Below are 1,333 nucleotides of genomic sequence, written 5' to 3'. Positions count from 1 at the left end.
AAGATAGTTTTGCCTTCTTTGTACCAATTGACTTTTACTCCGGTTGCATCGGCATGCTTAAATGCATTTTCGCAAAGGTTTCGAAATATTCTCTCGACTAAGATTGGGTCACTTTTTACAATACAAGGTGAGGGGCCTTCGGTGCGAATCGTCATACCAAGCTCTTCCGCACGAATGTTTTGCTCGGGAATTAGTGAGCCGATCAAACTTGAAAGATCAAAGTTTGTATTCTTTGCTTCAACAATGCCGGCATTTAACCTTGAGATATTGAGTAAAGAGCTAAGTAACTGGCTTAGTTGATTAATGGCGAGCTTAAGTTTTTGTGTTAAGGCTAAAGAATCTCCCTTGGGAAGCTGGTTTTCTAAGGTCTCAATAAGTAAGTTCATAGCGTGTAGAGGCTGTCTCAAGTCATGACTGGCGGTGGCTAACAGCCTCGTACGTGAGGATATTTCTTGCTGGTCTCTAGACTTTGCAAGTTCAACCAGCTTCTTATTGAGAAAGAGGCTACGCCGTGATCGTTCTTGCATGTAGCTGCCAATCGCCCCCATAAAATTGAGTGTAATAATAAACGCAGCATTTGAGCTGATAATATGGCTGGGAGAGTTCAGATTGAGCTCAAGGGTAAAATAGCCCAGCGATACGATCACTCCACCTAATGTGGCCAAAGTATACGGCGAGCCCATTAGGAAATAGCCAAAAACCAAGAGCAGCAACACACCGTCGTAAGGCATTTGCGCATCATTAATTCGTGTAGTGTACATAATAGCAACGATACTTAAGCCAGAGACTATGTAGGCACTCATATACAGACTTGAATACGCGCGTATCGACCAATTCATTCGGGCGGCGATCATTGTTATAGCGATGAGAGGGCAAACTATAAACAGACGAATACAGGTTGTGACGACGTAGACAGACTCGGGGAGCGTGTAGATATCTAGTAAAGCAAATAAGAAAAAAATGAATAATGCGGCAACTCCAATTGCAGGAATTCGTTCTAGTAAGCGTTGGTGTCGATATTCCCTGAACTCACTTTCAAGTGACTGAGAAAACTTTATGAAGGGGAAGCGACGCTTGTTTGCATATTCGAGCTGAAGCTCTTCAACGCTTTTTTCGTAATGGCTTGTCATCGTTATTATTGGTCTTTTAAGCGATTAGAGTGAAGCGTTCTATGTTAGTTGGTGTGCAGAACGATGCCAAGTAAGGTCACCGCTCAAATGGGAGAAATGTGATTTGCGTGTTACGAGCGTATGATAACTTTACTTTCATCACTTTCTCTGAGGTAACTGGGTGAGAAACGAAGCTGGATTTGAGTACCTTGGATACCCTCTTG

General features: G+C 42.8%; 1 protein-coding gene. It reads right to left on the bottom strand.

Going from position 1 to position 1,333, the window contains the following annotated elements:
- A partial coding sequence (locus A3735_RS20605; RefSeq protein WP_197485956.1) for a HAMP domain-containing sensor histidine kinase occupies window positions 1–1,130 on the bottom strand: 1,130 nt, incomplete at its 3' end.
- Window positions 1,131–1,333 lie beyond the last annotated feature (203 nt).

The sequence above is a fragment of the Oleiphilus sp. HI0061 genome (genome assembly GCF_001635675.1).
Note: the sequence above shows the minus strand (reverse complement) of the source record. Positions and strands in the feature narration are given on the sequence as shown.